This is a genomic window from Polaribacter sp. M10 (genome assembly GCF_054968445.1).
In genome coordinates, this window is record NZ_JBSSBG010000008.1 from 1 (window position 1) to 24,782 (window position 24,782).

The following is a 24,782-nucleotide window of genomic DNA, read 5'->3' on the forward strand; positions in this document are numbered from 1 at the left end:
CTGTATAAAAGTTATCTCTAACCACATAGAAGTTTAGAAATCTGTGTTTTGAGTGTAAGAAAAGACCCTTCAGGTTTTGGAAACCTGAAGGGTCTTAAAAATAATTCTTAAAAAAAATTCTTTATACAAAATTTCTAAAAAAGAAATTTTACTCAAAGTGACAATGTTTTTCTATATGTCTGTGTGAAAATTATCTTTAAACACATAGAGATATAGAAATCAAAGTTTTGGGTGTAAAAAAAGACCCTTCAGGTTTCCAAAACCTGAAGGGTCTGAAAAATAATTCTTCATACAAAATTTCTAAAAAAGAAATTTTATTCAAAGTGACAATGTTTTTCTATATATCTGTGTGAAAATTATCTTTAAACACATAGAAAATTAGTAATCAGTGTTTTAGATTCCAAATAAAGACCCTTCAGGTTTTGGAAACCTGAAGGGTCTTAAAATTATTCTAAAAGAAAGTTTTATGAACTTCCGCTTTTTAGTTTGCCTTACGCGTTAAGGATTGAGTGGCCTGTTTGAGCTCTTTTTTGTTTTTTACAAAAAAAGCGAGTAACGAAAGCCTGACCCTTGTGGTAACGCCCAAAAATTAACCGTTAATAATTTTTTCTTGATGATTGATAGATTCTTGGTGAATGGCTTTAAACATTTTTAAAACAAATTCTTCGCTTAAACCTTTGCTTGTTCCTTCTAAAACCATGTTTCCAAGAATTTCGTTCCAACGTCTAGATTGTAAAACAGCTACATTTTGCTCTTTCTTTAATTCTCCGATTTTATCTGCAACATCCATACGTTTGCCTAACAACTCAATTAATTGGTCATCTACCACATTAATTTGTGCTCTTAAGTTTTCTAAAGGCTCTCTGTAACTAGAGGCTGTTTCTGTAGTTTTCTTAATTTTTAACTCCTCCATAATTGATTTCAATTTTGTTGGTGTTACTTGTTGTGCTGCATCTGACCAAGCATTTTCTGGATCCCAGTGTGTTTCGATCATTAAACCATCGAAATTTAAATCTAAAGCAACTTGAGAAACATCTTGAATCATTTCTCTGTTACCTGTAATGTGTGATGGATCGCAAATTAATGGTAAATCTGGAAATTTATCTTGGAATTCGATTGCCAATTGCCAGTTTGGATTGTTTCTGTATTTTGATTTATCGTACGTAGAAAATCCTCTGTGAATTGCTCCTAAATTTTTGATTCCTGCAGTATATAATCTTTCTATACCACCTAACCATAAAGCTAAATCTGGATTTACAGGATTTTTTACCAAAACAATTTTGTCTGTTCCTTGTAAAGCATCTGCAATTTCTTGCATAATAAAAGGAGATACTGTAGAACGAGCTCCAATCCAAAGTAAATCTACATCGTTCTCAATAGCTAATTTACAGTGTGCTGCATTTGCAACTTCTGTACAGGTTTTCATACCTGTTTCTTCTTTTACTTTTTTTAACCAGCCTAAACCTAAAGCGCCAACACCTTCAAAATTTCCTGGTCTTGTTCTAGGTTTCCAAATTCCGGCTCTAAAATAATTTACATCAGAATCTTTTAATTCGTGTGCTATTTTTAAAACCTGTTCTTCGGTTTCTGCACTACAAGGCCCTGCTATTACTAGTGGATGTGTTAAATTCATATCATCCAACCATGCTCTTAATTCTTTTGTATTTTTCATTTTAATAATTAATTTGTGTTGCTTGATTGAGATTTCTCCACAAGGTAGAAATGACAACATAAACAACGGTTTTGGCTTCTTATTTTATGCCGTTTAAAATTTGTTTAATATAATTGGTGTTCTCCATTTCGTTAAAAATTTCGGAGAATTTATCTTGTTCCATCAACGTTTTAAAATTTTGTAAATTGTTGATGTATTCTTCTAATGTTTCTATTACATTTTCTTTATTCTGTTCAAAAATTGGAGTCCACATTGCTGGCGAACTTTTTGCCAAACGTACTGTAGATTGAAATCCTGAACCTGCCATATCGAAAATATCTCGTTCGTTTTTTTCTTTATTGATTACTGTTTTACCTAACATAAATGCACTAATGTGCGATAAGTGCGAAACATACGCAATATGCTTGTCATGCGAAACAGGATCCATATATCTAATACGCATTCCAAGCGCTCTAAAAAGTTCTAAAGCTTTTTCTTGCAACTTAAAAGTTGTTTTTTCTACTTCGCAAATAATGTTCGTTTTCCCTTTATATAAGCCAGAAATGGCTGCTGTTGGCCCAGAGTTTTCTGTACCTGCAATTGGATGTGCTGCTAAAAAATTACGTCTTTTTGGATGATGTTCAACCACTTTACAAATTGCCTCTTTTGTTGAACCTGCATCTACAACCAAACCATTATCTGATATTTTATCTAAAATTGTTGGTAGTAATTTTACAGTAGCATCTACAGGAATAGACACAATTACAAGATCTGCATTTTCTAAATCGTCTAGGGTTGCTTTTTTGTCTATTAAATTTAACTCTAAAGCTTTATTTAGGGTTTCGTCTTTTCTACTAATTCCGTGAATAACAGCTTCTGGATTGTGGTTTTTAATATCAATGGCAAAACTACCACCAATTAAACCAATACCAATCATGTATATATTTTTCATTTCTATTTCTAATCCCGCAAGGTTTTTGACACCTTGTAGGTTTTGTTTTTTTAGTATTTATATACCTGCTAGGTTTTGGAAACCTTGCAGGAGTTTTAAAACCTGCTTATTGCTTCTTTAATTATTTCTGAAGTTACACATAATGAGAAACGAATGTATCCTTCTCCTTGACTTCCGAAAATAGTTCCTGGAGTAATGAAAATATCATGCTCATACAATACTTTATCAGTTACTTCTTCAGATTTTTTTCCTTCTGGAATTTTTGCCCAAACAAATAAACCTGTAGCATTTTTACTGTAGGTTGCCTCTAATTTATCTGCCAATTGCCAAATTAATTTTCTTCGTTCTTCGTAAATTTTGTTTTGCGATAAAAACCAATCATCAGATAATTGTAAGGCTTCTATGGCTCCTTTTTGAATTCCGTAGAACATTCCAGAATCCATATTAGATTTTACTTTTAAAACTTCATTAATGTATGTTGATTTACCCAATAACATACCCACTCTCCAACCAGCCATATTAAAAGTTTTACTTAAAGAATTTAATTCTAAAGCAATGTCTTTTGCGCCATCAACTTGTAAAATACTGATAGGATTATCGTTTAAAATAAAACTATATGGATTGTCATTAACAATTAAAATATTGTGTTTTTTACCAAAAGCTACTAATTTTTCAAACGTTTCTAATGTTGCATCTGTACCAGTTGGCATGTGTGGATAATTTACCCACATCAATTTTACATCAGATAAATCTTGATTTTCTAACGCATCAAAATTTGGTTGCCAATTAGTTTCATCACTTAAATTATAAAAAAGAGGTTCTGCACCTACTAATTTTGTTACTGATGTATAGGTTGGATAACCAGGATTAGGAATTAATACTTTATCGCCTTCGTTTAAAAAAGCCATAGAAATATGCATAATTCCTTCTTTGCTTCCCATTAAAGGTAAAATTTCATTTTCTGGATTTGAAGCTACAGAAAATTTGTTTTTATAAAAACCAGAAATTGCATTTCTTAACTCTGGTAAACCTTGATAAGATTGATATTTATGCGCACTTGCATCTCCCAAACTATTAGAAATTGCTTCTAAAACTTGTGTTGGTGGTTGTAAATCTGGAGAACCAATACCCATATTAATGATTGGTTTTCCTGCAGCAGCTAAACCTCTTACTTCTCTTAATTTTTTAGAGAAATAGTATTCCTGTACTGTATCTAATCTTTTGGCTGGTTGTATCATACTCAATTATTTAGATTCTAAAACGAGTTCAGAATTCGGCTTAAGCCTACCATTTTTATAGGTTCCTAATACTTTAAATTCTTCTGCCATTATTTGTAAAACAGCTTCTGCTTTTTTGTAATCTTTAAAATCATCAAAAGTAATATCAACAAAAAAGGAATATTTCCAAGGAGTTTCGATTACTGGTAAAGATTGAATTTTTGTTAAATTCATTTTACAATCGCTCAACACATTTAAAATGGCTGCTAAGCTTCCTCTTTTATGATTCAATTGGAATTTTAAGGATGCTTTATTTACGGCCTCATTACGAATTGGTTCTTTTGTTTGTACAATTACAAAACGTGTAGAATTGTCTTTTATGGTTTGTAGCTCATCTTCTAAAACCTCTAAATCAAAAATTTCTGCAGCTATTTTTGGTGCAATTGCTGCAATACCTGTTAAATTTTCTTTGGCAATTCTTTTGGCAACTTCTGCAGTATCTACATCTTCTACCAACTTAATGCTTGGATGTTTTTTAAAAAACTCTTTGCATTGTAACAGCGCCATTGGATGCGACCAAACTTCTTTTATATCTTCTATTTTTTGCCCTTTTAACGCCATTAAATGATGATGAATATTTAAATATTCTTCGTCTGTAATGTGTAAATTATACTTATCTATTAAAGCATAATTCGGAATTATTGAACCTGCTATGGTGTTTTCTAAAGCCATAACTCCTAAATCTGCAGTTTTATCTAACAGACTGTCTACCAAATCATCAAAAGACATGCATTCTTTTAATTTGATTTCAGATCCATAAAAGTCGCGAGCAACTTTATGATGGTTTGAGCCTTCTGCTCCTTGTATTGCGATTGTTCTGTTCAACTTATTTTGAGATATTATATCAAAAAAAAAGCCTCGAATTAAATTCGAGACTTTATATATTATGAATGTTTCTTAACAACATACAAAGCCTCTTCTCTTATTGTAAAAATAAAAGTAAAAAAAGAAACGAGTATAGTTGTTATTTAACATTAATTGTTCTTGTTTATAGAGGCAAATCTAAAGATTAAATTCAGATACACAAATATTATTACAAAAGTTTACTGATTTTTACGAAATAAAATTAAATTCTAAAATTTTATTAAATAATTTTCATAGAAATAATCAAATCACTTAAAAATATATAAAATTTATCATTTATCTACATTCATTTTTTTATTTTGATTTCCTGCATTTTACAGTAAAACTGCCCTATTACGAAACAAAATTGACACCTTTTTCTATTAAAAGCGTTTTAGATTAAATCTTTTAACCTTTTGGCTGCTATTTCTGCTGTAATATCTCTTTGAGGTGTACCAAACATTTCATAACCAACCATAAATTTTTTAACAGTTGCACTTCTTAATAAAGGCGGATAAAAACTCATATGAAAATGCCAATGTTCGTTTTCTTTACCATTTGTTGGTGCTTGATGAATTCCGCTTGAATAAGGGAAAGACGTATTAAACAATTTATCGTAAGCTTTTGTAATTACAGAAATTGCTTCTGCATAATTTTTAGCTTCTGCATCTGATAATTCTAGAATATTCTTTTTTGCTTTTTTAGGCGCAATCATAACCTCAAAAGGCCAAACAGCCCAAAAAGGTGTAAGCACTATAAAATCTTCATTTTCAAAAATAATTCTTTCTTTAGCCTCCATTTCTTGGGCTAAATAATCACCTAAAAGACTGGTATTATTTTTTACAAAATATTCTTTTTGATGAAAATCCTTCTTTTCTACTTCATTTGGCAAGGTAGATTGACTCCAAATTTGTCCATGAGGATGTGGATTACTACACCCCATTACAGCACCTTTGTTTTCAAAAATTTGCACATAATTAATCATCTCATTTTCGCCCAATTCTGTATATTCTTTTTGCCAAGCGTGTACTACTTTTTTAATATCTTCTACTTCCATTTCTGCCAAACTTTTAGAATGATCTGGACTGAAGCAGATTACTTTACAAATACCAGTTTCGCTTTGAGCTTTGAATAATCCGTCGTTTACATTAAACGTTGGCGAATCTTTTTGTAGCGCCGCAAAATCATTTGTAAACACAAAAACGTCTTTATAATCAGGATTTACATCTCCACTAATTCTTGTATTTGTTGCACAGAGGTAACATTTTTCGTCGTAAGAAGGTCTTTTTTCTGTAGAAACTTCCTCATTTTGACCTTGCCATGGTCGTTTTGCTCTATGTGGAGAAACCAATACCCATTCTCCTGTTAAAATATTAAATCTCTTATGAGAATAATCTTGTAAGTTTGTATTTTTCATTATACTATTTTCTCGTTGATTGTTTATTGCACAATATGTGTTCCTTCTGCCAATTCAATAAAATACACAGAACACTCTTTATCAAATTTATTTTTATATGCTTTAGATGCTGATTCTGCAAATGCTTTTACCTCATCTCTAGCAATTAAATTAATGGTACACCCACCAAAGCCACCACCCATCATTCTAGCACCTAAAACACTTTTGTTCTTTTTTGCTTGATCTACTAAAAAATCTAACTCGCTACAACTTACTTTATATTGATGTTGCAAGCCATTATGAGAAGCATAAATTAAAGCTCCTAAAGTTTCTAAATCATTCTCTTCTATGGCTTTTGCAGCTTTTTGAGTTCGTTCAATTTCTTGAATTACATACAAAGCTTTTTGGTAATTTTCTGGTGTAACTTGGTCGACAACTTTTTCTAAATCTGTTGCTGTTGCTTCTCTTAAAGTTTCTATATCTAGCAACTTTGCAATGCTTTCGCAAGCTGATCTTCTATCATTATAAGCACTATCTGAAAGACTGTGTTTTACATTGGTGTTGATTAATATAAGTTGATGATCTTTAAAATCAATTTCGTAAGGTTTGGCTTCTATGGTTCTACAATCTAATAACAACGCATTATTTTTGATACCAAACATACTTGCATATTGATCCATAATTCCGCAATTTACGCCTACATAATTGTGTTCTGCTTTTTGCGAAATTAATATCATTTCTGTTTTGGTTAAACCAAGATTAAACAACTCGTTTAAGCCAAAAACAACACTATTTTCTAAAGCCGCAGAAGAAGACATACCTGCACCACCAGGAATATCGCCTTTAAAGATGATATTAAAATTGCCCACAATTTTGTTTCTATTCTGAATTTCTGCAACCACACCAAACACATAGTTTTCCCAACTGCCTTCTTTAGATGGTTTTAGTTTGTCTAACTCAAAATCTATTGTACTTTCTAAATCTAAAGCAATTGCAGTACAACTGCCAGAATTACTTTTTTGAATTGCTGCATAAATACCTTTATCTACAGCTGCAGGAAAAACAAATCCGCCATTATAATCTGTATGTTCTCCAATAATATTTATTCTACCTGGAGAAAAAATTAACATTGGTTCTGCGTTAAATGTGGATAAAAATTTAGCTTTAACTTCTTGTATTAATGCTTCCTTCATTATTATTTATGTTTTTTAGTTAATCAATTTTAAATTCCAGTTTAAAGAAAAAGTTCTACCTGGCTCTAAAACTTGTATTCCGACTTTATTATTAAAAGTATCAGAAATACCTGTCATAGGTTCTACAGCAATTACTGGAAAATCTTTAGGTGTATATAATTGTAAAAAGTTTTCTTGAGCACTTTGTGTTAATTCGATTTTATATTCTGGTGTAGCAAAACCGACTTTATTATCATTTAAAATAAAGCAATCGTCTAATTGTTTGTTTTCTAAATTAAAAACCTCTGGTGATTTTTCATCAACAATTTCTTTAGTGATCAGATTTTCATCAAACAAAACCTTTTTATCACTGTTAAAAGACAAATTACTGTTCTTAAAATCTGAACAATTAAAATAAGGATGCCAGCCTAAAGTAAAAGGAAAAGATTTATCGTCTGTATTTTTTACACTTACATTTATTCTTAAATGATCTTCGAAAAGTGTATAAGTTACTGAAATTATATAAGTAAAAGGAAAACCTTCGCTTAAATCATATTCATAATAATTAAAGGTTGCATAACAACAATGTTGATGTTCTTCTGGCTCAAAAAGATCGAACTTTTTATTATAAACCAAACCATGTAATGCGCTTTTACCTGCATCATTTGGATTTAGTTGATAATCTACTCCTTGAAATCGGTATTTACCCTCTTTTATTCGACTTGCAAAAGGGAATAAAATTGAGGAAGCATAAGAAGAGGCATAATCGAAACTTGGTTGTTCTTTAATTAAATAAACACCATTAAATTTTAATTCTTGCAATCTAGCTCCTTGGTCTAAACAAATTTTAGCTGTGGTGGTTTGGTTTGCGTTTTGTAATTCTATAAAACTCAACCCATTTTCTGATAAGGTTTTTACTTTGTACATTTTTATATAGATTTTCTAAAGATTAAACGACTCGGATTTTCAATTTTTAATTGCTCTTTATTAAGAATCATTTCTGCTAATCTTTGGCCCATTAATTTAAAATCTGTAGAAATAGTGGTAATACCCCCTTCTACGATTTCTTTAAGCATATTATCATTTACAGAAACAATAGCAATATCTTCTGCTAAAGTTAAGTTTTTATCTTTGATATTTTTTATGATTCTAATTAAATTTCTATCATCTAAAACAATATAAACCTCACCTTTTTGTACCGCTCTATTTTTCATAGACAAAACAACTTCTGATGCTATATTATACTGATTACAAAACTGTTGAAATCCTTTTAAAATACCTTTAGGTTGTTTTTCTTCTGGAAATACTAAGATTAGTTTTTCGTATTCTACGATATTTGTTAGTAATAGCGAAAGGCCTTTTAGAATATCTTTTTCAAAATTTTGATAAATGGCTGAATACTGAGTTAAACTTTCATGAACTTGATCTAAAATATATACCTTTTCTGTTGGCAAATTGTCGATTACTTTTTCTGTACCTTCTAAATTTGCTGGCATAATAACATAGTTGCTGTACTTGCCAATATTATCGTTAATTAATTTGGTAAAAACATCTTTGTTAAAATGATGAAAAAATATATCTACCTGAATATTATCATCCAAATGCTGTAAAAACGAATTGTACAAATCTTCTTTAAACGAATTTAATTCGTCGAAAAGCAAAAAAACCTTTTGTTCTACTTGAACATTTTCTGTGGATACATAATAACCTTTGCCGACTACAGAATGAATAATTCCACGATTTTTTAACTCGTTAAAAGCAGCTAAAACTGTATCTCTAGAAAGTGAATGTTGATTTTTAATTTGATTTAAAGACGGCAATTGATCACCTTTTTTTAATACACCAGCAACAATAGCCTCTTCTATAGAGGTTACAATTTGCTTGTATTTAGGCATACCTGATTTACTTTTTAGAAACACAATTCCCATAAAGCAAATATATAAAATATTCTACAAAAACAACTAGTATGTACTGGTAGGTTTTTGTGGTTTTTATATTTTTTAAAACAATAGCATAAATGGTTTTATATCAATTATAAATGTTCTTTTCAATCCTTTTTAACTAAATTTAAAATCTATTTTAAGAGTTAAAGAAAGATTATGTATTACTTTTAACCACCATAAATTAATCATTAACAAATAAAATATATGCTACCACACTCTGTAAAAAGAACTTTTAAATTCGGTATTCTTTTAACCTCAATTGCTGTATTAGCTTTTAGCTGTAAAAAAGAAGCTAAAAAAACTACTGGGGGTAAAATTACATCAGCAATAAAAACCCCAGAAAATATGGTTTGGGTTGCAAAAAAAACTTTTATAAGAGGCGCTAAAGAATCTGATAAATACGCAATGCCAAGAGAAAAACCAGCTCATAAAGTTACTGTTGATGGTTTTTATATAGATGCAAACGAAGTAACCAACAAACAATTTACCGAATTTGTTAAAGCAACAGACTATATTACTGTAGCTGAACGTAAAATTGATTGGGAAGAAATGAAAGCGCAATTACCACCTGGAACACCTAAACCTCACGATTCTATTTTGCAACCTGGTAGTTTAATTTTTAATAAAAAAGTAAATGCTGTTGTTAATATGAACAATTACCAACAATGGTGGACGTGGAAAATTGGTGCAGATTGGAAACATCCTTCAGGACCTGAATCTTCTATTGAAGGTAAAGACAATTATCCTGTTGTGCACATCGCTTTAGAAGATGCTTTGGCTTATTGCAAATGGGCAAACAGACGTTTACCTACAGAAGCTGAATGGGAATCTGCAGCACAAGGCAACAATTCTAATACTATTTTTACTTGGGGTAATGATGCTTCTATTTTAAACGCAAATGCAAATACTTGGCAAGGTGTTTTTCCTACAAAAAATGAATCTAAAGACGGTTTTGAATTTATTTCTGAAACAAGATCTTACCCACCAAACAGTATTGGTTTGTATGATATGTTAGGGAATGTTTGGGAATTAACTAGCGACTTATTTAATGTAAATCATTATAAAGAATTAGATATTTCTGAGCCAATTTTAAACCCAACAGGAGCTGAAAAATCATACAGCCCAAGTAATCCTTATCAAGTAGAACATGTTATGAAAGGTGGTTCTTTTTTATGCCACGCATCCTATTGTGCAAGTTTTAGAATATCTGCAAAAATGGGTGTAGCTATAGATTCTGGTTCAGACCACATGGGTTTTAGAACAGTTGCTACTCCAGAAATGTTAGCATCAAAATAAAGAATTTGAGAGGCCTAAAAATTTTTCTTTTTAGGCTTTCTTTTTCCATTATTTAATCTGTAGGTGTAACTTAAAATTACATATCTCCCTAAACTTTGTCCAATAGTTTCTTCGAAAAAGTTATCTGTACTTCTTCTAAAAACATCGACATTTTTATTTAATAAATCGATTAATAAGAGTTTTAATATGTTGTTTTTGGGTGATAATGAATAAGACATTGCTGCATTCCAAATTGGTAATTCTTGATGAATATCAAACTTATCATCATTATAAATAATATAATCTAACTGTGTATTTAAATTTAATCTTTTACTAACATCAAAATCTACCATTCCAAAATATTTTTGGGTTGTAAATTTACGATCTAAATCTTTTTCAATCGAAAAACTTGTGTTATTAACACCGTAAAAAATACCCGCTTTTAAATCTACTTTTCGTTTTCTTAAATTCTGAATTACCAGATTAGTAGACAAATCTTCTGATTCAATTTTATTTAAATTAAAGTTTACAATTGAGTTTACTGCATTGTAAAACAGTCTGTTATTTAGACTAAAACGCAATCCTAATTTGTTCATTTTTTTAGATAAACGAACTTGAGCGTTTAAACGATGCCTTTCTCCATTATTCTGAAAACTACTTGTTCTAATATAATCATCATCAATAGTATAACTTCTAATAATAGCATCTGTAGAATAATTGTACTGTATTCTAGTATTAAAATTTATAGAAGAATTAGCACTGTTTACATTGTAAAAAGACACAAAAGAATGCACTTTTTCTGGTTGTAAATTTACATTACCTGTTCTTATAAAATAAGGACTTAAATCGTTTACAAACGGATTGGTTTCTTGTGGTCTTGGCGCTCTAATTACTCTTTTGTAGGTAAATCGAAACTTTTCTCCTCTTTTGGGTTTGTATTGAAAGAAAAATGACGGAGTGACAAACAGTTGTTCTTTTACATAAATTTGATCGATTACTTGCCCAAACTCTCTTCTTAAATTATACAACTCTAAAGTTGTTGAAATGTTAAGTTTAGGAGTATTATAACTGTGGAATAATTTAGATCGCATAATATTCTGAAAAAACGTATAATCGAACATGATTAAATCTTCTGTTGTAGTGGTTGTAATGGTTGTTCTAGATTGATTTGTACTCTGATTAACATCATAAAAACTAGCATTAACCTCGGCATTTAAATAATGATTACCCCCTAAAGGTTCTGTGTATTTAAATCTTAAGTTAAAATTAGTAGTCGCACTACCTTCCTCTCTTAAAGCCTGTATTTGCTGATCTTTTGGAGTACTCGTGTTTATATTTCTTGTGATAAAAGTATGCTGATTGTTTTGGCGATCGTAATTATTTACAATCCAATTAAAACCAGTGTTAAAACTTCTTCCTTTTTTAAGCAAACGTCTGTACAGATTAAAATTCAAGTTTCCGAACTTTTTAAAAGTGGTGTTTTTAGATAGTTGATTGTTTTCGGTTACAATCTCTTGATTTTCATTTTCAAAAATTCCTTTTCTATCTAAATTATTCGTTCTATCATCAGTATAAAATCGACCACGAAGCTTTATGGTGTAGGTTTTGTTGGATTTATTTTCGTAATTAAAATTAAAATTATGATTGTCGGTTGTGTTTAAATAATCGTTATTCGATCTAAAATTAAAGTTATTTGTATTTGTAAAATTGATTCTATTGGTTTCTGACAGCCCACTATTTTCGGATGCATTGTAAAAATAATCTGCATTTAAAGATTCTCTCTTTTTTAGCTCTCTACCATAATGCACACCTGTAACTTTTGTTTCTAGAAAACCACTTAAACTTCTTTGTTTGATGTTAAAATTATCATTCGCATCATCATCAGACTCATCAGCAACACCATCTGCATTTTCTAAAAAACCTTGAATATTAGAACCAGTAATGTTAATATTATTAAACTTACCAATAACAGATAATTGTGTTTTAGAATTAAATTGATTGTAATTTAAATTTCCAAAATATCGATTATCTAACCCCAAACCTGCAGATAATTTACCAAAACCTCGGTTCTTTTTTGTCTTTTTAAGGGTAAAATTAATTACAACTTGCTTGTTACCATCACTAACTCCAGTTAATTCTGCTTCGTCACTTTTTTTATCAATTACCTCTACTTTAGCAATAGCATCTGCAGAAATATTTTTTAAAACAATAGAAGGATCTCCACCAAAAAACTCTTTACCATCAATCATAATTTTGGTAACCGTATTTCCTTGCGATATAATTTTACCATCTTCAATTTCCATTCCTGGTAATTTACCTAACAGCCCTTCAATATTATCATCATGATTTACCTTAAAAGAATTCGCATTATAACTAATAGTATCTTTTTTAATTTGTACAGGTACAACAGCAGCTATTACAATTTCATCTAAACTACTTACATCCTCTTTTAGCTTTATTGATTGCAAATCAATTAAACTGTTCTTATAAACTATTTTTTTTGAATAAGGCACAAAACCTAACAAATTAAACTGTAATAAAACTGTATCTTTTGGTACATCTTTTAAATGGAAAAATCCTTTTAAATCTGTAGTTGTATAACTTAAAAAGGTAGAATCTTTTGGACTTAAAATAGCCACAGAAACCATTTCTAAAGGTATTTTCTGATCATCTGTAACAATTCCTTTAATACCACTTGCTTGTCCATAAATTTTATTTGATAAAATCAGAAAAATTAAAACTAGCAAACAGTTTTGCAACCTAAAAAGTAATTTTATGTTTTTGTTTTTCATACAAAACAAAGTTTCTCAAAAAATATAGATATTCAAATTAAAAGTTAACTTATTTAAACATCATTTTACCTAAAAAATAAAAGAAATGGTTCTGAAGTAAAAAATGTAGAAGTTTTTTAAAACTAAAAAAGCTCTTCAAAAAATTGAAGAGCTTTTCGCGGTTTTGACGATAGTACTCACTTTTAAAAATTTTCGTTTACCTCAAAGCAGTGTTGATAACGAGCTATTTTTTTATGTTCCATGATTATACAGTACAAAATTAAATATAAGATCTAAAAAATGTTTTGAACTGCATAAACTATAAAGTATTTCATCTTGTTTGTTTACCCAACGTTCTTCGTTTTCTAATTCATTAAAATATAACATTATACCGATTTACATTCTCCAAACAACTCTTGCTTTTTGCTCAGAATATAAAGTTTTGCTCCTTAACTGTTTTAAATCTTTGGCATACCTTTTTTCTTACTCTATATTCGCAAATTGTTCATATCCTTTAAAGATAATCGTCTGTGTTTTTAAATTCCATTTTACAAATCTATTTAATTAGATTTGTTGAGTTATGTTATTGAAAAGAGCAATTACTTTTTAGTATAAATTGTTTGATTATATTGAGCATTGTAAAAAGGTAAACAATTCGATTATCCAAAATTTATAAGTATAATTGTATGTTGCAAGTTTTACTATACTTTGTAATTCTCTCAAACAAGGTAGATTTATTCTTAAATCATTAATACATATTCTAATGACTTCTAAAATTTTAAAAATAATTATTATTTCATGTTCATTATTTTTTATTGCATGTAATCCAACAACAAATAATGGAGATTCTAAAATAAAAATTGGTTTTTCTCAAGGATTAGGTGGGCATCCTTGGCGGTCTGCTATGAATTACTCTATGGAAATTCAAGCTTCATTACATTCCGAAGTTGACCTTACAATTTTAAAAGCGGAGGATGTTGTAGAAAATCAAATTAATGATATTCAAACGTTTATTGATAAAAAGATGGATGTAATTATAGTATCTCCCATTGATTCAGATGCTTTAGTTCCAATTGTTGAAAAAGCTTATGACAAAGGGATTCCCATTATTTTATTAGACAGAAAAATAAACTCCACCAAATACACCACCTATATAGGTGCCGATAACTTAGAAGTAGGAAGACAAGCTGGACAATATATTATTTCATCAGCAAAAAAAGAGATAAACGTAATAGAAATAAAAGGAGATGATAATTCTTCGCCAACAAAAGAAAGAAGTAAAGGTTTTCATGAAGTAATAGAAAAATCACCAAAGGTTCAGATAGTTAAGAGTTTAAAAGGACTGCCTGAGGATGATTTTAAACACATATTAGATTCACTAAATCATAAGGTTGATTATTTATTTGCTTTTAATGATGACTTAGCAGAAAAAGCATGGGAGATTGCTAGAAGATCTGGAGTAGAAAACCAACTTAAATTTATTGGTGTAGATGGATTAAATAGCCCAGAAGGAGGAATTCAAATGATACTAGATGGTAAGTTTAGTGCTACTATTTTATATCCTACAGGAGCTGTAGAAGCTATAGAAACAGCCATTAAAATATACCAAAAAGAAACCGTAGCTAAAAGGCAAGTACTTGGTACTACAATTATTGATCGTTTTAATGTAGATATTATGCGAAATCAATTTGATAAAATTGATGAACAACAAGCTATTATTGAAAACCAAGTAAGTGCTATTAAAGAGCAAAAACAATTATACTATTCACAAAATAACTTATTGAGACTCTCAGTAGTTGTGTTAATTGTTATTTTAAGTTTAACTATCTATAGCATTTATTTAATTTTTACGGTTCGAAAAAGAAATAGACAATTAACCTTGAACAATGAAAAAATAACCATTCAAAGAAATCAAATTGAAAAAATAGCCAATGAGGTTAAAGAAAGTAACGATGCTAAATTTAATTTTTTTACAGGGTTGTCTCATGAATTTAAAACACCTATTACATTAATACTAAGCTCTATAGAATCTTTAAGAGAAAACTCTAAGAATAAAGGAAGTAAACCAAGTTATGAAATTGAGTTAATTAACAAAAACTCCAATAGACTTTTAAGACTCATTAACAACTTACTTGATTTTAGAAAAATTGAAGACAAAATGTTTAACATGAGGGCTTCTAAAACCAATGTTTATCATTTTTCTAACGGACTTTATAGAGATTTTGAAAGCGAAGCAAAAAAGCGAAACATTAAGTTTGGATTAACCACAAACAACCAAGATTTAGAATTGTTTTTTGATAGAAATTTAATGGACAAAGTGTACTTTAATTTATTATCAAATGCTTTTAAATTCACTCCTGACAATGGTAAAATAGATATTATAATTCATGACAACAAAAAAGGAAATAATGTAACAATTACTTTTAAAGACAATGGTATTGGAATTCCCGAAGATGAAATCAGTAATGTTTTTGAAGCTTTTTTTAAAGGATCTAACAACCGTAAAAATAGCTCTGGAATTGGATTACATCTAAGCAAACAATTTGTAGAGTTACATTTAGGTAAAATAGAAGTAAGTTCTTTTCAAGGAACAGAGTTTAGAATCAATTTATTTAAAGGAAATACGCATTTTAATGAAGATCAAATTATTACTGAGCCAGAAGTTATAGATGCCAATCTTTTAAATATGACTTCAGAAATAATTCCTGATGATGATGATTATGCAGAAGAAATTATATCTACAGGAGATAAAGCCTCTATTTTAATTATAGAAGACAATAAAGATTTGTCTTTCTTTTTAAAAAATAAACTTCAAAAAGAATTTCAAATTATTTTATCAGACGGTACTGATGCTACAGAACAAGCATTTGAACACATTCCAGATATTATTATTTGTGATGTAAACTTACCGCTTAAAAATGGTTTTGAAATCTGTGAAATGTTAAAAAATGATTTAAGAACCTCTCATATTCCGACAGTTATTTTAACTGCATTAGGAAATAAAGAATCTTATATGCAAGGATTAAAATCTGGGGCAGATCTATACCTTACCAAACCTTTTAATTATTCCATTTTAACACAGTCCATTAAATCACTTTTATACAATAGAGAAAAATTAAGATACTATTACACAAACAACATCAACAAACTTACCAGCAACAAATCTTTTGGAAATTTAGAACAAGAGTTTGTAAGTAAATTGAATAGCTGCATTCATAAAAATATAGATAACTCTAATTTTTCTGTAGAGAATTTAGCAGAGTCATTACACATATCACGTGTACAATTATATAGAAAAGTAAAAGCTATTTTTGGAGTTAACGTAAGTGACTACATCAACAACCTAAAATTAGATATTGCAAAAGAAATGTTAGATACATCTACCTTAACTATTTCAGAAATTGCTTATAATAACGGTTTTTCATCACCCAACTATTTTTCAACAGTTTTTAAAAATAAATTCGGAATGTCTCCAAATTCATATAGAAAATCTAATGCAAATAAAGATAATGAATAAGTAAGGTTAAAATCTATCACTATTGATGTAACATATTCTTACTATCATGTTACATTAATATAATTTTACAGGATACACTAGCTAAACATAACATCGCTAAACCCCTCTTTTACTATAAGTTAACTCAAATACTAAAATTTCTTAAAAAAAACACAATACTTTGAAACATCTTTAAATCAAAACTCTCTAATTCGATGATAATTTAGTGGACAACTAAAACATTTACGAAAATGAGAAAAATTTTAATGTGGTCTATCACTGCAGCTCTAGCCGGTTTTCTATTTGGATTTGATACCGTTGTTATTTCTGGTGCAGATAAAAAACTACAATTATTATGGAATACAACAGATGCATTTCATGGTACAGTAGTGATGGCTATGGCTTTATGGGGTACTGTTATTGGTGCTCTTTTAGGAGGAATTCCTACCAATAAATTTGGACGAAAACACACCTTACTAATAATAGGAGTATTTTATGCAGTTTCGGCCATTGGTTCTGGAATGGCAAATGATCCTATTACATTTGCTGTTTTTAGATTTATTGGTGGACTTGGTGTAGGAGTTTCTACCATTGCTGCTCCTACTTATATTTCAGAAATTGCTCCAGCCAAAGACAGAGGTAGATTGGTATCACTTTATCAATTTAACATAGTATTCGGTATTCTTGTTGCTTTTCTATCTAACTATTTATTAAATGATATTAGTGAAAATGATTGGAGATGGATGGTAGGAGTTGAAGCTATTCCTGCTGTAATCTACACTCTTTTTGTTTTTACCATTCCACAAAGTCCACGTTGGTTAATTTCTAAAGGAAGAATAGAAGAAGCTAAAGTTATTTTAAACACCATTGATCCTGATCAAGATGTAGAAAAAATAGTTAAGGGAATTAACAACAGTAACGATCATTTAAAGCATGAAAACATTTTTATGAAAAAATACAGGTTTCCATTAATTCTAGCTTTTTTAATGGCTTTTTTCAATCAATTGTCGGGAATTAATGCTTTTTTATATTATGCTCCAAGAATTTTTGAAGAAGCTGGTTTAGGAGAACGAACTGCTTTGTTAAGTAGTATTGGTGTAGGAGTCGCAAACATGATCTTTACGCTATTAGGGGTCTTTTTAATTGATAAATTAGGAAGAAAAACACTTATGTACATAGGTTCAATTGGGTATATTATATCCTTAGGACTGGTTTCAGCAGCATTTTATTTAGGATGGACAGGAATGGCAGTACCTATATTTCTATTTATTTTTATAGCCTCACACGCTATTGGACAAGGAGCAGTTATTTGGGTATTTATTTCCGAGATTTTCCCAAATCATTTAAGAGCCTTGGGGCAGGCATTTGGTAGTTCAACGCATTGGGTGCTCGCTGCTATCATCCCTTCACTTATTCCTTTTTTATTTTCCTCAATTGGAGCAGGAACCGTGTTTCTCATCTTTACAATAGCTATGGTGTTTCAATTGTTATTTGTAAAACTTATGATGCCTGAAACTAAAGGAATTACACTAGAAAAATTAAGTCAAACTTTAGAAAATAAATATCAATGAAAAAATTAACACTAACATGGCTGCTCCTTATTGCCATCATAGGCTGTAATAGTATTCATAAAAATGAGGAAAAGAGTTCGCCAACATTAAAGAAAAAGAAGGTATTTACAGAAGAACAATTATACAGACCTAACTTTCATTTTACCCCTAAAAATAATTGGATGAATGATCCTAATGGAATGTTCTATTTAGATGGGATCTATCATTTATATTTTCAATATTATCCAAATGAAAGTAAATGGGGACCTATGCACTGGGGACATGCTACTTCTAAAGATTTAATTAGTTGGGAGGAACAAGCTATTGCTTTGTACCCAGATAAATTAGGTTATATATTTTCTGGAAGTGCGGTTGTAGATCATCAAAACACCTCTGAATTTGGAGATGGAACACAAACTCCTGTTGTAGCAATTTTTACTTATCATGATCCTGTAAAAGAAAAAGAAGGAAAAATTGATTTTGAAAGTCAGGGAATTGCTTACTCATTAGACAATGGAATGACTTGGACTAAATATGCTAACAATCCAGTGCTTAAAAACCCTGGTATTAAAAATTTTAGAGATCCTAAAGTTGTATGGGATGATGAACATAAACAATGGGTTATGACTTTAGCCGTTGATGATAGAGCTCATTTTTATGGTTCAAAAAACTTAAAAGATTGGACTTTTTTATCAGAATTTGGTCAAAATATAGGAGCGCATGAAGGTGTTTGGGAGTGTCCAGATTTTTTTCCTATGCAGGTAAACAATGCTACAGAAACCAAATGGGTACTCTTACAAAGCTTAAATCCTGGTGGACCTAATGGAGGATCTGCAACTCAATATTTTATTGGAGATTTTGATGGAAAAACTTTTACGTTAGATCCATTATTTAAAAATCAATTAAGCAAAAAAGAAGCTTTATGGTTAGATAGTGGTAAAGACAATTATGCAGGTGTTACTTGGAACAATAATATAAATAATAAAACTACTTATATTGGTTGGATGTCTAACTGGCAATATGCTCAAGAAGTACCAACAGAAACTTGGAGAAGTAGTATGACTATACCTAGAGACTTAGCACTATCTCATTCTAATTCTGAATATAAGTTAATTTCAACTCCTGTATCGCAATTAGGTAATTATTTTAAAGAAACAATTACTAAAAAAAATATAGTTTTTAAAAAGGAAAAAAATCTTTTAACCAATGATGAACTAGATTTATCTAAATCAGTCATTGACATCAGTTTAAAAAACATGAAAAAAGATAGCTATACTTTTTCTCTAAAAAATAAAACAGGTGATACCTTAAAATTTGGAATTAACAATAAAGATAACTTTTTGTTTATAGACCGTAAGAAATCTGGAATTGTTAACTTTTCTAATGAATTTGCAAGTAAAATTTCAAAAGCAAGCTTAAAGAAAAGCTATAATTCTGTAGAATTAAAGATTATTTTAGATAAAACATCCATAGAGATTTTCTTTAATAAAGGAGAAGAAGTACTCACTGAAATATTTTTTCCTAAACAACCTTATCAAAATTTTTCTATTGAATCTTCAGGAGATGATGCAGAAATTTTAATGTTAAAGGCAAATCAATTAAACATAAATTAAACTATAAAAACTAAATTATGAAGTATAAATTATTTATTTTATTCTTTCTTCAGTTCACTTTTATGGTGGCTCAAGAAGTAGACGTAAAAGGTACTGTAGTATCTTCTGAAGATAATATGCCACTTCCAGGTGTATCTATCATTATAAAAGGAAAAACTACTGGAACTACAACCGACTTTGATGGTAATTTTAATTTAAAGAAGGTTTCTTTAGGAGAAACCTTAGTGCTAAGTTATTTAGGTTTTTCAACAAAAACAGTTACTGTAAATAGCAATGCTACTTTAATTATTAAACTAGATCCTAGTAACGAAGAATTAGATGAAATAATTGTTACTGGTTATACCTCTCAGAAAAAAACAGATATTACAGGGGCTGTTTCTGTGGTAGATATGGATGGGGTAAACAAACAAACAGAGCCTAACCCTATTAAAGCTATGCAAGGTCGTTTACCGGGTGTTAACATCTCAACAGATGGCTCTCCAAGTGGTGGAAACACTAAAATAAACATTAGAGGTATTGGTACTTTAAACAATACAGATCCTTTATATGTAATAGATGGAGTACCTACCAAAGGAGGAATGCACGAATTAAACCCCAATGACATTCAATCTATACAAGTATTAAAAGATGCGTCCTCGGCAAGTATTTATGGGTCTAGAGCTTCTAATGGTGTTATTATTATTACCACCAAACAAGGAAAAGAAGGTAAAATGAGATTAAATATAGATTTTTACTCTACATTATCTAACTATGCCAATAAACTAGACGTTTTGAATGCTAAAGAATATGGACAAGTATTATGGCAAGCAAATATTAATGATGGTATTGATCCCAATACAAATAATTTAAGTTATCAGTTTAACTGGGGAGTTAGTAATGGGCAACCTACTTTAAATAAAGTCTATGTTCCAGAGTATTTAGATGCAGAACAAACCATTAAAGCCTCTAATACTAACTGGTATGATGAAATTTCTCAATTAGGAAAAGCGAATTCTGTAAACTTGTCTATAACTAACGGTTCAGAAAAAGGGTCTTACATGTTTTCTTTAGGATATTATGATAATGTTGGAATTGTAAAAACCACTAATTTTAAACGTTTGTCATCTCGTATCAACTCATCTTATAATTTTTTTGATGGTAAATTAAAAGTTGGAGAAAATTTTACAATCAACAGAACCAACGAGGTTTCAGATCCAGGAGTTTTAGACCCTGCATTAAGAGCTTTACCTATTATTCCTGTTCGCACAGTAGATGAAAAAGGTTGGGGAGGTCCTGTTGGAGGAATGAATGACAGACAAAACCCTGTTAGGCTGTTAGAATACAATAAAGATAATGGTTATAGTTATATGCGTTTATTTGGTAATACTTATGCTGAATTAAAACCAACAGATAACCTAACAATTAAAACTAGTTTTGGTATAGATCTTAGCGATTTCTACAAAAGATCTTTACAACGTAGTTATGTGTCAGGATATTTAAAAAACGATCAAAACTCAGTTTCTATTGATCAATCAAATAATTTAAAATGGACATGGACTAACACTGCTCAATATAATGTAACTATAAAAAACCATAGTATAAATCTGTTGTTGGGTACAGAAATGTTTAAAGAAGATGCAAGAAATACTTTTTTAAGAAAAGAAGATTTTATATCAGAAGATCCTGATTATATGTATCCAGATGCAGGAACAGGAGAATCTTATACTTTTGGATCTGCTAGTTCGTATAGCTTGATGTCTTACTTTGCAAAAGCTACATATGATTATGACAGTCGTTACTTATTTTCTGCAACCATTAGAAGAGACGGTTCTTCTAGATTTGGAAAAAACAATCGCTTTGGTACCTTTCCAGCTTTTTCTGCAGGATGGAGAATTAACAAAGAAGAATTTGCTAAAAACAATTTATCTTTCTTTTCAGATTTAAAATTACGTACAGGTTGGGGGCAAACAGGGAATCAAGAAATCAGTAACGAAGCTATTTATTCGTTGTATTTAGCAAACTATGCAGGTGGAGATCCTACTTGGAACACTTCTTACGGAACTGCTTATGATTTATCAGGAGCAGGTACAGGTTTGTTACCTTCTGGATTTATTGCTACACAAACAGGAAATGATGATTTAAAATGGGAAACTACTACGCAAACCAATATAGGTCTAGACTTTGGTTTCTTTAATCAAAGATTAACAGGTAGTATTGATGTTTATAAAAAAGTAACCGAAGATATTTTAGTGCTTCCACCATATTTAGGTGCTATTGGTGAAGGGGGTAACAGATGGGTTAATGGAGCTTCTATGGAGAATGAAGGAATTGAATTTGCCTTAAACTATAAAAACAACACCAATTGGGGGTTAAAATATGACGTTTCTGCTAATATGGCTGCCAATAGAAATCAAATTACCAAACTTCCTGAAGAAGTAAAAAATAACTATGGAGGAAATGGTTTAGATGATAATATTTTAGGAAGACCTATTAATTCTATGTACGGACATGTAGCTGACGGACTGTTTACATCACAACAAGAAGTAGAAAACTCAGCTATTCAACCGGGAAAAGGTTTAGGACGTATTAGATATAAAGATTTAAATAATGATGGTACAATTAATAGTGATGATAGAACGTGGATAGGAAACCCAAATCCAGGATTTAACTATGGGTTTAATGTTTCTTTAGAATACAAAAATGTTGATTTAACAACTTTTTGGCAAGGTGTAGGCGATGTAGATGTCATAAACCAAACAAAATATCAAACCGATTTTTGGAGTGTTGATGATGTAGGTTCTAACAAAGGAACAAGATTATTAAATGCTTGGTCTCCACAAAACCCAACCTCAACAATTCCAGCACTTACTACAGTTGATAGTAATGCAGAGTCCAGATTTTCTACGTATTATATAGAAAATGGAAGCTATTTAAAATTAAGAGTATTGCAATTAGGATATACAATTCCTAAAAACATCATAGATACTTATAAGATCCAAAACTTTAGAGTTTATGCAAGTGCACAAAATTTACTAACCATAAGTTCCTCTAGTTTTACTGGTGTTGATCCAGAAACTCCAGGTTTTGGTTATCCATTGCCACTAACAATAACTTTAGGATTAAACATTTCATTATAATTTAAAAAAACAATAATCATGAGAACGATTGTATATATATTTAGTTGTTTATTCATTTTAACAACTGTGTCCTGTGAGGACTTTTTAGAAATAGAACCAAAAGGAGTATTGTCTGAAGCTGATGTTACTAATGCAGAAAATGTTGATGGTTTTGTTACTTCAGCTTATTCAGCTTTAGGAAACGATCATTATGACACACCTTTTAGTTTATGGCCATACGGAAATGTTAGAGCTGATGATGCCTACAAAGGAGGCAGTGGAACCAATGATATTCAAGCCTTTCATTTTTTTGAAATTTCTAACAATATACGTACAGATTTTGCCGAGTTAGATAAACTATGGTACAATTATTACGTAGGGATCTCTAGAGCTAATAAAGCAATTGCAGCATTAAATCAAATTACAGAAGAAGAGTTTCCGCAAAAACAATCAAGATTAGGAGAAATGCATTTTTTAAGAGGACATTTTTATTTCATGCTTAAAATTATGTACAAAAACATTCCTTATGTTACCGAAGATACAGCTCCTGAAGAATATAGTCAAGTATCAAACAAAGCTTTAACAGATAATGAACTTTGGGAAAACATAGCTTCAGATTTTGAATTTGCAGCTAACAATACTCCTCCTGTTCAATCTCAAGTAGGGCGTGTAAACAAGTATGCTGCATATGCGTATTTGGCAAAAACAAGATTGTATCAAGCTTATGAACAAGATGAAGATTACAATGTAACTAATATTAACCCACAAACATTACAAAAAGTAATTGACGCAACAGATCAAGTATTAGGTAGTTATTCTTTAGAGGCAGATTTTGGATTTAACTTTTTATCTGGTAGTTATGAAAATGGTTCTGAATCTGTATTTGCTGTACAATATTCAAATGATGATGGAACATTACATGGTCGTTTAAATTTTGGAGATGTTCTTTCAGTTCCTCAAGGTTTAGGTTGTTGTGATTTTCATAAACCTAGTCAAAACTTGGTTAACGCTTTTAAAACCAATGCAAATGGTTTGCCAATGTTTGATACTTTTAATGATACTGATTTAGATTATAACCAATTAAATAGTTTTGATGTAGATCCTAGATTATATCATACTGTTGCCATTCCTGGATTGCCTTTTAAGTATGCAGAAGATTATATTTATGAAGAAAGCTGGAATAGATCTCCTGGTACTTACGGATATTATGCTTCGTTAAAAGAAAACGTGCAACCAGACTGTGGATGTTTTGTAAACATCGATCCTTTTTACGGAAATTCAAAAAACAGAATTTTAATTCGTTATGCTGATGTGTTGCTATTTAGAGCCGAAGCTTTGATAGAATTAGGACAGCACAATGCTGCACTACCTATCATTAACCAAATTAGAGCTAGAGCTGAAGCAAGCACAACTTTAACAAGCAGTTATACATCAAACAATTTAATAAGTCAATATCAAGATGGTGTAAACTGTGTTTGGACTCAAGAGTTTGCTCGTAAAGCTTTACGTTGGGAACGTAGATTAGAGTTTGCCATGGAAGGGTATAGATTCTTTGATTTGGTGAGATGGGGTATTGCTTCTGAAACATTAAACGCATATTACGCTGAAGAAAAAACAAAAAGAGGTTATTATTTAGATGCTGGATTTGACAAAAACAAAGAAGAATATTGTCCAATTCCATTAGCACAAATAAACTTTAGTCAAGGACTGTACAAACAAAACAAAAGGTACTAACTCAAAAAAGCGAA

15 protein-coding genes are annotated in these 24,782 nt (G+C 30.3%); 6 read left to right on the forward strand and 9 right to left on the reverse strand.

Translation table 11 applies throughout. The features are described from left to right. Nucleotides 1–589: 589 nt before the first annotated feature. From ACWYN7_RS09100 to ACWYN7_RS09135, 8 genes are all read right to left on the reverse strand, one after another. Entirely contained in the window at nt 590–1,672 is a 1,083-nt protein-coding gene (locus ACWYN7_RS09100) for a chorismate mutase (protein WP_459487197.1), read from the reverse strand. Between the two features lie 79 nt (nt 1,673–1,751). After that, nucleotides 1,752–2,603 (reverse strand): prephenate dehydrogenase, encoded by an 852-nt coding sequence (locus ACWYN7_RS09105; RefSeq protein ID WP_459487196.1) that lies wholly within the window; start codon nt 2,601–2,603, stop codon nt 1,752–1,754. A gap of 95 nt (nt 2,604–2,698) precedes the next feature. After that, complete coding sequence (locus ACWYN7_RS09110; RefSeq protein ID WP_462859608.1) at nt 2,699–3,841, reverse strand: pyridoxal phosphate-dependent aminotransferase; 1,143 nt, start codon at nt 3,839–3,841, stop codon at nt 2,699–2,701. A gap of 6 nt (nt 3,842–3,847) precedes the next feature. Then, nucleotides 3,848–4,705 carry a prephenate dehydratase gene (locus ACWYN7_RS09115; RefSeq protein ID WP_462859609.1) on the reverse strand — a complete coding sequence of 286 codons (858 nt, stop codon included), beginning with the start codon at nt 4,703–4,705 and terminating at the stop codon, nt 3,848–3,850. Between the two features lie 412 nt (nt 4,706–5,117). Next, entirely contained in the window at nt 5,118–6,140 is a 1,023-nt protein-coding gene (locus ACWYN7_RS09120) for a UDP-glucose--hexose-1-phosphate uridylyltransferase (RefSeq protein ID WP_462859610.1), read from the reverse strand. Between the two features lie 23 nt (nt 6,141–6,163). After that, complete coding sequence (locus tag ACWYN7_RS09125; protein ID WP_462859611.1) at nt 6,164–7,312, reverse strand: galactokinase; 1,149 nt, start codon at nt 7,310–7,312, stop codon at nt 6,164–6,166. 15 nt (nt 7,313–7,327) lie between these two features. Continuing rightward, the gene (locus ACWYN7_RS09130; protein WP_462859612.1) at nt 7,328–8,218 is read right to left on the reverse strand and encodes an aldose epimerase family protein; all 891 of its coding nucleotides are present in this window, start codon (nt 8,216–8,218) and stop codon (nt 7,328–7,330) included. A 2-nt stretch (nt 8,219–8,220) separates the two neighbouring features. Continuing rightward, nucleotides 8,221–9,186 carry a GntR family transcriptional regulator gene (locus tag ACWYN7_RS09135; RefSeq protein ID WP_462859613.1) on the reverse strand — a complete coding sequence of 322 codons (966 nt, stop codon included), beginning with the start codon at nt 9,184–9,186 and terminating at the stop codon, nt 8,221–8,223. A gap of 252 nt (nt 9,187–9,438) precedes the next feature. Between ACWYN7_RS09135 and ACWYN7_RS09140 the strand changes: the two genes are divergently transcribed. Further along, on the forward strand, nt 9,439–10,530 hold the full coding sequence (locus ACWYN7_RS09140; RefSeq protein ID WP_462859614.1) for a formylglycine-generating enzyme family protein: 1,092 nt from the start codon (nt 9,439–9,441) through the stop codon (nt 10,528–10,530). A 14-nt stretch (nt 10,531–10,544) separates the two neighbouring features. Here the strand turns inward: ACWYN7_RS09140 and ACWYN7_RS09145 are convergent, their stop codons facing one another. Then, nucleotides 10,545–13,301, reverse strand: coding sequence for an outer membrane beta-barrel protein (locus ACWYN7_RS09145; protein ID WP_462859615.1), 2,757 nt, complete (start codon nt 13,299–13,301; stop codon nt 10,545–10,547). Between the two features lie 742 nt (nt 13,302–14,043). Here ACWYN7_RS09145 and ACWYN7_RS09150 point away from each other — a divergent pair. The 5 genes from ACWYN7_RS09150 (at nt 14,044) to ACWYN7_RS09170 (ending at nt 24,768) form a co-directional block, all read left to right on the forward strand. Further along, complete coding sequence (locus ACWYN7_RS09150; protein ID WP_462859616.1) at nt 14,044–16,797, forward strand: hybrid sensor histidine kinase/response regulator transcription factor; 2,754 nt, start codon at nt 14,044–14,046, stop codon at nt 16,795–16,797. Nucleotides 16,798–17,027: 230 nt separating this feature from the next. Next, nucleotides 17,028–18,347, forward strand: a complete 1,320-nt coding sequence (locus ACWYN7_RS09155; RefSeq protein WP_462859617.1) for a sugar porter family MFS transporter — start codon at nt 17,028–17,030, stop codon at nt 18,345–18,347. Further along, a complete protein-coding gene (locus tag ACWYN7_RS09160) occupies nt 18,344–19,939 on the forward strand; it encodes a glycoside hydrolase family 32 protein (RefSeq protein WP_462859618.1) in 1,596 nt (531 codons plus the stop codon). Before ACWYN7_RS09155 ends, ACWYN7_RS09160 begins: the two co-directional genes overlap by 4 nt. 17 nt (nt 19,940–19,956) lie before the next feature. Next, nucleotides 19,957–23,055, forward strand: coding sequence for a SusC/RagA family TonB-linked outer membrane protein (locus tag ACWYN7_RS09165; RefSeq protein ID WP_462859619.1), 3,099 nt, complete (start codon nt 19,957–19,959; stop codon nt 23,053–23,055). Between the two features lie 18 nt (nt 23,056–23,073). Then, nucleotides 23,074–24,768 (forward strand): RagB/SusD family nutrient uptake outer membrane protein, encoded by a 1,695-nt coding sequence (locus tag ACWYN7_RS09170; RefSeq protein WP_462859620.1) that lies wholly within the window; start codon nt 23,074–23,076, stop codon nt 24,766–24,768. Nucleotides 24,769–24,782: the final 14 nt, after the last annotated feature.

Coding starts and splice junctions, on each gene's coding strand:
- ACWYN7_RS09145 (WP_462859615.1), bottom strand. CDS start 13,301: ATGAAAAACAAAAACATAAAATTACTTTTTAGGTTGCAAAACTGTTTG.
- ACWYN7_RS09170 (WP_462859620.1), top strand. CDS start 23,074: ATGAGAACGATTGTATATATATTTAGTTGTTTATTCATTTTAACAACT.
- ACWYN7_RS09110 (WP_462859608.1), bottom strand. CDS start 3,841: ATGATACAACCAGCCAAAAGATTAGATACAGTACAGGAATACTATTTC.
- ACWYN7_RS09165 (WP_462859619.1), top strand. CDS start 19,957: ATGAAGTATAAATTATTTATTTTATTCTTTCTTCAGTTCACTTTTATG.
- ACWYN7_RS09155 (WP_462859617.1), top strand. CDS start 17,028: ATGAGAAAAATTTTAATGTGGTCTATCACTGCAGCTCTAGCCGGTTTT.
- ACWYN7_RS09160 (WP_462859618.1), top strand. CDS start 18,344: ATGAAAAAATTAACACTAACATGGCTGCTCCTTATTGCCATCATAGGC.
- ACWYN7_RS09140 (WP_462859614.1), top strand. CDS start 9,439: ATGCTACCACACTCTGTAAAAAGAACTTTTAAATTCGGTATTCTTTTA.
- ACWYN7_RS09130 (WP_462859612.1), bottom strand. CDS start 8,218: ATGTACAAAGTAAAAACCTTATCAGAAAATGGGTTGAGTTTTATAGAA.
- ACWYN7_RS09105 (WP_459487196.1), bottom strand. CDS start 2,603: ATGAAAAATATATACATGATTGGTATTGGTTTAATTGGTGGTAGTTTT.
- ACWYN7_RS09125 (WP_462859611.1), bottom strand. CDS start 7,312: ATGAAGGAAGCATTAATACAAGAAGTTAAAGCTAAATTTTTATCCACA.
- ACWYN7_RS09120 (WP_462859610.1), bottom strand. CDS start 6,140: ATGAAAAATACAAACTTACAAGATTATTCTCATAAGAGATTTAATATT.
- ACWYN7_RS09150 (WP_462859616.1), top strand. CDS start 14,044: ATGACTTCTAAAATTTTAAAAATAATTATTATTTCATGTTCATTATTT.
- ACWYN7_RS09100 (WP_459487197.1), bottom strand. CDS start 1,672: ATGAAAAATACAAAAGAATTAAGAGCATGGTTGGATGATATGAATTTA.
- ACWYN7_RS09135 (WP_462859613.1), bottom strand. CDS start 9,186: ATGCCTAAATACAAGCAAATTGTAACCTCTATAGAAGAGGCTATTGTT.